At 75.1% G+C, this 6960-nt stretch carries 5 protein-coding genes; 3 read left to right on the top strand and 2 right to left on the bottom strand.

What is annotated here, in order from left to right; all coding sequences use genetic code 11:
- Positions 1 to 9: 9 nt before the first annotated feature.
- Positions 10 to 1299 carry an adenylosuccinate synthase gene (locus ACPFP2_RS29000; RefSeq protein ID WP_424093294.1) on the bottom strand — a complete coding sequence of 430 codons (1290 nt, stop codon included), beginning with the start codon at positions 1297 to 1299 and terminating at the stop codon, positions 10 to 12.
- Between the two features lie 123 nt (positions 1300 to 1422).
- On the opposite strand from ACPFP2_RS29000, the gene ACPFP2_RS28995 reads away from it, so the two are divergent.
- Both ACPFP2_RS28995 and ACPFP2_RS28990 read left to right on the top strand, forming a co-directional pair.
- Complete coding sequence (locus ACPFP2_RS28995) at positions 1423 to 2430, top strand: hypothetical protein (RefSeq protein WP_424093293.1); 1008 nt, start codon at positions 1423 to 1425, stop codon at positions 2428 to 2430.
- Positions 2431 to 2509: 79 nt separating this feature from the next.
- Positions 2510 to 4915: a chromosome partitioning protein gene (locus ACPFP2_RS28990; RefSeq protein ID WP_424093291.1), complete on the top strand. Its 2406-nt coding sequence runs from the start codon at positions 2510 to 2512 to the stop codon at positions 4913 to 4915.
- 52 nt (positions 4916 to 4967) lie between these two features.
- Here the strand turns inward: ACPFP2_RS28990 and ACPFP2_RS28985 are convergent, their stop codons facing one another.
- A complete protein-coding gene (locus ACPFP2_RS28985) occupies positions 4968 to 5402 on the bottom strand; it encodes a DUF3151 domain-containing protein (protein ID WP_424093289.1) in 435 nt (144 codons plus the stop codon).
- 289 nt (positions 5403 to 5691) lie between these two features.
- On the opposite strand from ACPFP2_RS28985, the gene ACPFP2_RS28980 reads away from it, so the two are divergent.
- The gene (locus ACPFP2_RS28980) at positions 5692 to 6900 is read left to right on the top strand and encodes an LOG family protein (protein WP_424093287.1); all 1209 of its coding nucleotides are present in this window, start codon (positions 5692 to 5694) and stop codon (positions 6898 to 6900) included.
- Positions 6901 to 6960 lie beyond the last annotated feature (60 nt).

Raw genomic sequence — 6960 nt, 5'->3', positions numbered from 1 at the left:
GGTGGGGGGTTAGGGGAGGAGGGGGTGGCGGAGGACGTTTTCCTCGCGGCCGGGGCCTACTCCGACGACACTCACGCGGGTGTTGGTGAGTTCCTCGATGCGGGCGATGTACCTGCGGGCGTTCTCGGGGAGGTCGTCCTCGGTTCTCGCCTTGGAGATGTCCTCCCACCAGCCGTCGAGCTCTTCGTAGATCGGCGTGGCGTGGTGGAAGTCGGTCTGCGTCATCGGCATGTCGTCGAAACGCTCGCCGTTGATCTCGTACCCGACGCAGATCGGCACCTTCGCCATGCCGGTGAGCACGTCCAGCTTGGTGATCACCAGATCGGTGACGCCGTTGAGGCGGCAGGCGTACCGGGCGACGACGGCGTCGAACCAGCCGCAGCGGCGCTCCCGGCCGGTGGTGGTGCCGTACTCGTGGCCGATCTTGCGCAAGTGCTGGCCGTTGTCGTCGAAGAGCTCGGTCGGGAACGGGCCGGAGCCCACCCGGGTGGTGTACGCCTTGCTGACCGCGATCACCCGGGTGATCGCCGTCGGCGGGATGCCCGCGCCCACGCACGCCCCGCCGGCCGTCGGGTTCGACGAGGTCACGAAGGGGTAGGTGCCGTGGTCCATGTCGAGCATGGTGGCCTGGGCACCCTCCAGCAGCACCGTCTCGCCACGGTCCAGCGCGTCCCAGAGCATGACCCGGGTCTCCGCGATGTACGGCTTGAGCCGCTCCGCGTACGCCAGGTACTCCTCGATCGTCGCGTCGACGTCGATCGCCTTGCGATTGTAGATCTTGAACAGGAGCTGGTTCTTCTCGCGCAGCGCGAGTTCCAGCTTCTTGCGCAGGATGCCCGGGTCGAGAAGGTCCTGCAGCCGGATGCCCATCCGGGCGACCTTGTCGCCGTACGCCGGGCCGATGCCCCGGCCGGTGGTGCCGATCCGGGCGCTGCCGAGGTAGCGCTCGACCACCCGGTCCAGGGCCCGGTGGTGCGGCATGATCAGGTGCGCGTCACCGGAGATGCGCAGCCGGGAGACGTCCACGCCACGCTCGGCGAGCCCGTCGATCTCGGCCAGCAGCACCTTCGGGTCGACGACCACACCGTTGCCGATGACGATCATCGCGCTCGGCGAGAGCGCCCCGGACGGCATCAGGTGCAGCGCGTACTTCTGCCCGTCCGGCGTGATCACGGTGTGACCGGCGTTGTTGCCGCCGGAGTAGCGCACGACGTAGTCGACCCGCTCACCCAGCAGGTCGGTAACCTTGCCCTTGCCCTCGTCGCCCCACTGAGCGCCGATGAGCACGATCGCTGGCATCTTTTCCGCCTCCAGAAGGCTCGGGTGCCAGGTGGCGACCGGTCGGCGAGCCCGGGGTGTCAGGCTAACAAGTAGTGACGGCGGGACCGGCAGGGGTCGCGTCGAGAGGCAGGAGGCTCCTTCGTGTACGACGTGGTGCTGCTCACCCTCGGCTCGGAGCGGGACGCTCCCGGTGGGGGCTGTGGCAGCGGCGACTCCTGCTGCGGCGGCGCGACCGAGGCCGCCGACAAGGCCGCCGGGAAGGCCGAGGAGCGCTGCGAGACGCCGCGCGTACCGGTGCTGGCCTGCGTGGACGCGTTGACCGCGCGGGGCGCCCGGGTGGAGACGGTCACCGCCCGCTCGGACGCCGAGGTCGACGAGGTGCTGGCCCGGCTCGACGGCCCGCCGCGTGCCGACGGCCTCGCCTGGCCCGACCCCGACTCCAAGACCCGGCTGGTCGTCGCCACGGCCAGCGACGCCCAGTTGCGCGCCGTCCTGCGCCGGCTGGTCCGGCGGTACGCCCCACCGCCCAGCCGCCGCCCCGAGGACCTGGCCGGCAACCGTACGGTGCCGGACCTGCCGCCGGTGGGCGTACTCCCGCTCGACCCGGCCCGCAGCGGCACGCACCGTGACCTGGCCGCGCAGCTCGGGCTGCCCCGCGACCCGGCGGCGGTGGCCGCCGCGGTGCTGGACGGCGCCGCCCGCCGGCTCGACCTGCTGCGCAACGACGGCGGCTCGGTCACCCTGGACGGCGCGCTGCTCGGCGCGGCGGACGACGCCGGCCGCCCGCTGCACTGGCGCGGGCGGGTCGAGGTGGACGACACGCTCCTCTCCGACGGCGAGGACCCGATCCTGGCCTGCGCGGTCGGCAACGCCGGCGGGTACGCGAGCCTCGACGGGCTCCCCCTGCTGGCCGACCCGGACCCGGCGGACGGCGTGGTCGAGGTGGCGGTGGCCGTTCCCGTGGTGACCCGCTCGGCGTTGGGCAGGAAGAAGATCCGGTTCGAGGTCCGGCGGGCCCGGGGACGGGCGGTGTCGGTCGTCCCCCGGGACGCGAAGGTCCCGTTCCTCGACGACGGCGTCGAGGGCGAACTGAGCCGCAAGCGCTCCTGGTGGATCGAGCCGGGCGCCTGGGCGGTCTGGACGAACTGACCCGAACCGGCGCTTCGCTACGGTCCGTCACCGGAACGGGACGGCCTATCCTCGGCAGGAGGAATGGGGAGGAGCCGTGGTGGACGAGAACGCCGACCGGGCCCGGCTGCCCGGCCAGCAGCCGGTGCCGGAGCGGGACATCGAACCGCTCTGGCCGCCCGACGCGACCGACTCCGCCCCGGCCTGGGGCGGCCGGCCCTCGCTGTACCCGTCGCTGACCGCGGAGGTCGGCGGGCCTCCGGCGACCCCGGGCTGGACACCACCCCCGCCGGACGGCGACTGGCCGTCGCTGCAGGCCGAGCCGACGCTCCTGCAGCCGTACCGGCAGGACGACGACCCCAACGGGTACGGGCACCTGGCCGTCAACGGGTCCGGCAGCACCTCCGGCCACGGGGGTGGCACGGCGCACGGGGCCGACGCCGTCACCCGGCACGAAGAGGCCGCCGGCGGCCCTGCCTCCGGGTCCGGGGGTGCCGCGTCCTACGCGCCGTACCCGGCGTGGCCGGGGCCCGACGCCGGGCCGGACTTCGATGACGTACCCGAGCGGTCCGTGCCGACGCCCCGGGTGGGGCAGCCCGCCCCGGTCGACCTCGACCTGCCCTTCACCCTGGACCAGCCGATGACGCCCGGGCCGGTCATCGCCGCCCGGCCCGCCGGGCCCACGCCTTCCGCCACCGCCGGGCCCACGCCGTCCGGCCCGGCGGTGGAGCCCCACGCCACCGGCGCGGGACGGGGGCCGGCCGACGCGGGGACGGCCGGGGCGTACCGGGCGGGCGACGCGCCGGGACCGGCCGACGCACCGCGACCCGGTCCGGACCCGAACGCACCGGGACCGGTTGGTCCGGACCCGGCCGAGGCCGGTGGACGGGCCGACGCCCCGGCCACCGGCATCGCCGGCCACCCGGCGGACCGGGTCGACGCCCACCCGGCGGACCCGGTCGACGCTGACCCGGCGGACCCGGTCGACGCTGACCCGGCGAAACCGGTCGACCGCCATCCGACGACCGTCGAGCCGCGGACCGGCCCGGTCGACACCGGGCCCGCACCGGACGGCACAGCCGTCGACAGCGCGCCGGGCACCCCGGTGGTACCGGTGGAGAGCAGCGGTGTCACCGCGCGGGAGTCGCCGTGGGCGCAGCCGCCGCAGCGGCTCGCGGCCGCCGCCGGGGAGGAGGCGGTGGGCAGCGCGGCGGTCCCCGGCCGGCCGGAGGAGACCCCGCCCGCCCCGAAGCTGGGCCCGTTCCCGCCCTCGCCCGGGACGCCGTTCAGCCCGCCCGTGCCGCCGACGGAGTACCCGCCCGGCCCGACGCTCGCGGTGCCACCCCGGCAGCCCGCCCCGGCGCCCCCGCAGCCCGGACCGGCCAGGCCGCACCTCGCACCGTCGCCGCCGCACCCCGCGCCGGTGCCGCCGCACCCCGCGCCCGTGCCGCCCGGCCCCGCGCCGGCGCAGGCCGCCGGCTGGTACCAGCCGGCCTGGCAGCAGGGCACCCCGCCCGCCGGGATGCCGCAGCAGCAGCCGGCCGGCCCGCCCGAGCCGGCGTGGACCCCGGAGGCCGGGCCCGCGCCGACCGCCGAGGACTTCGCCCGCCGCAGACAGGCCCGCCCCGCCGACCCGGTCGCCACCATGGGCGTACGGGCGGTGGTGAACAAGATCGGGCTGGTCAAGCTCCCGCCTGGGCGGCACGAGCAGGAGGTGAAGCGGGACATCGAGATGGTCCGCCGCAACTTCGGCGGGCTACGCCAGGTGACCGTGGTGAACCCGAAGGGCGGCGCCGGCAAGACGGTGGCCATCCTGCTGCTCGCGATGACCTTCGGGCAGAAGCGCGGCGGATACGTGCTGGCGTGGGACAACAACGAGACGCAGGGCACCCTCGGCATGCGCGCCCAGCAGGACTTCCACTCCCGTACGGTCCGGGACATGCTGCGTGACCTGGGGCAGTTCCAGGGTGCGCACGGCCGGATCGGGGACCTGTCGCAGTACGTCCGCTCGCAGGGCGAGGGGATGTTCGACGTGCTCGCCTCGGACGAGTCGGCCACCGGCGGCGAGATGCTGACCGCGGCGGCGTTCGCCGAGATCCGCGAGGTGGTGAGCCGGTTCTACAAGCTGATCTTCGTGGACACCGGGAACAACGTCCGGGCACAGAACTGGCAGGCCGCGATGGACGCCACCGACCAGCTCGTGGTCACCATGTCGGCCCGTAACGACTCGGCGGAGACCGCCGCCCGGATGCTGGACCACCTGGAGCAGAGCGGCCGGCAGCGGCTGGTCCGGCAGGCGGTGACGGTGGTCTCCATGCCGCCGTCCCGCAAGGAGATCGACCTGCCGGCGATCCAGGAGCACTTCGCCGCCCGGACCAGGGCGGTGCTGCTCGCGCCGTACGAGCGGTTGATCGACACCGGCGAGCCGATCCGGTACGGCGGGCTCTCCTCGGCCACCCGGGACGCCTGGCTGAAGATCGCCGCCGCGGTCGCCGAAGGGCTCTGACCGGCTCCGGCGGCCGTCCCGGACGGGTGCCGGGCCGGCCGCCGGGCGCGGGTCAGCTGACGGTGCCGGCGAGGGCGTCCCCCGCGGCCGGGTCGCAGTCGCGCAGGAACTGGGCACAGCGGGCCGCCTCGTCGGCCTCGCCGATCTCCCCGGCGGCCCGGGACAGCACGTACAGGCAGCGCAGGAAGCCCCGGTTGGGCGCGTGCGACCAGGGCACCGGGCCGTGCCCCTTCCAGCCGCTGCGGCGCAGCTGGTCCAGGCCCCGGTGGTACCCGGTGCGGGCGTAGGCGTACGCCGTGACGACCTGACCGGCGTCGAACGCCCGGGCCGCCAGCGCCGCCCAGGCCGCGCTGTGGGTGGGGAAACGGGCCGCGACCTCGGCGTACGCCTCGTCGGTGCCCTGCCCGACGGCGTCGGCCAGGGCGGCGTCGGCCTCGTCGTGCGCGGGCAGGAGGGTGGCCGGTGGCTCAGGCAACAGGTTCTGCATCGCCCCATTCAACCCGCTTCGCGTAGCGACGCGCGAGGGGGTCCGGCGCGGCGCGCTGACTGAACGGTGGAACGGCCGCCCCGCCTGCGGTTCGTGGCGGCGAGCCCTGCGGTTCGTGGCGGCGAGCCCTGCGGCCCATGCCGTCGCGCAATGTTTTCGATTACAACTATTGGTCCGGAGCCTCCCCAGGAACCGGTTACGCAGGAGCCCGGTGGCCTCGGTCACCGGGCTCCTGTCCGTTCGGGCGGTCCTGGTTTGGCGGGTTGCCGGCCCGGGGCAGGATGGCGTGGTGCCGACCCCACCTCCCGCGGACGTCATCGCGCCGCACACCCACCCCGACGAGATCGAGACCCGCGCCGCGTTCGACCGGCGGCTCGCCTCCGGCAGCCTGGCCGGGCTGACCGTGCAGGGGCTCCGCCTCGACCTCGACCCGGTCCCCGACCTGACCGCCACGGACGTCGCGGGCACCCTCTTCGTGGGGTGCCGCTTCGCCGACCGGGAGGTCGGCGCCGACCTGGTCCGGCGCGGCGCGAACGTGGTGCCGCCCTTCTCCGGGCTGCCGTACCCGACCCAGCCCTCGCACCTGTACGCCCCGGAGGACCTCGCCGCCGGCTTCGCCGAGGGCGGCTTCGCCGGCATGTACGACACCCGGGTGTACACCCACTTCCGCGAGCACGGCGGCGCCCTGCCGGACGTACGGGAGGCGCTCGGCCAGCGGCTGCACGACCACGGCGTGGACAACGCCCTGACCGACGCGACCCGGGCCTGGCTGGCGACGCACGGCCCGCAGTCGGTGGTGGGCGTGATGGGCGGGCACGCCGTGCCGCGCGGCAGCGTGCCGTACCGGATGGCGGCCGTGCTGGGCTGGGAGCTGGCCCGGGCCGACCGGCTGGTGGTGACCGGTGGCGGCCCCGGCGTGATGGAGGCGGCCAACCTCGGCGCGTTCCTCGCAACTTGGCCGGCCGACGCACTGGACGCCGCGATCGACCTGCTCGCGGCGGCCCCCGACTTCACCGACCACGACCGGTACACGGCGGCGGCGCTGGCGGTACGCGAGCGGTACGCGACGCCCCCGACCCTGCCGCAGCAGCGGGGACCCGGCGTGGACTGGGCCCGCACCGGCGGGCTCGCCATCCCCACCTGGCTGTACGGGCACGAGCCGGCGAACCTCTTCGCCGGGAAGATCGCCAAGTACTTCTCGAACGCCATCCGGGAGGACACCATCCTGCGGCTGGCCCGGGGCGGGATCGTCTTCGCGCCCGGCCGCGCCGGCACCGTGCAGGAGGTGTTCCAGGCGGCGACGAAGACGTACTACGGCACCGACGGGGCGAGCGGCGCGTACGTCTTCCTGGACCGGGCGTACTGGACCCGGGAGCTGCCGGTCGAGTCGCTGCTGCGGCCGCTCTTCGCCGCCTCCCCGTTCGGTGACCTGTCGACCACCGTGCACCTCACCGACGACGTCCGGGAGGCCGTCCGGGTGCTCACCGCGACCGCCTGACCGACCCGCGCTGTTTGCGGCGTGTCGCGGTGTCCGTCCGCCCGGACACCGCGACACGCC

The organism is Micromonospora citrea (genome assembly GCF_049629545.1).
Taxonomy (GTDB): Bacteria; Actinomycetota; Actinomycetes; order Mycobacteriales; family Micromonosporaceae; genus Micromonospora; species Micromonospora citrea_A.
Note: the sequence above shows the minus strand (reverse complement) of the source record. Positions and strands in the feature narration are given on the sequence as shown.

Bases quoted from the DNA above. Each gene is read 5' to 3' on its own strand.
- ACPFP2_RS29000 (WP_424093294.1), bottom strand. From the start codon at position 1,299: ATGCCAGCGATCGTGCTCATCGGCGCTCAGTGGGGCGACGAGGGCAAG.
- ACPFP2_RS28985 (WP_424093289.1), bottom strand. From the start codon at position 5,402: ATGCAGAACCTGTTGCCTGAGCCACCGGCCACCCTCCTGCCCGCGCAC.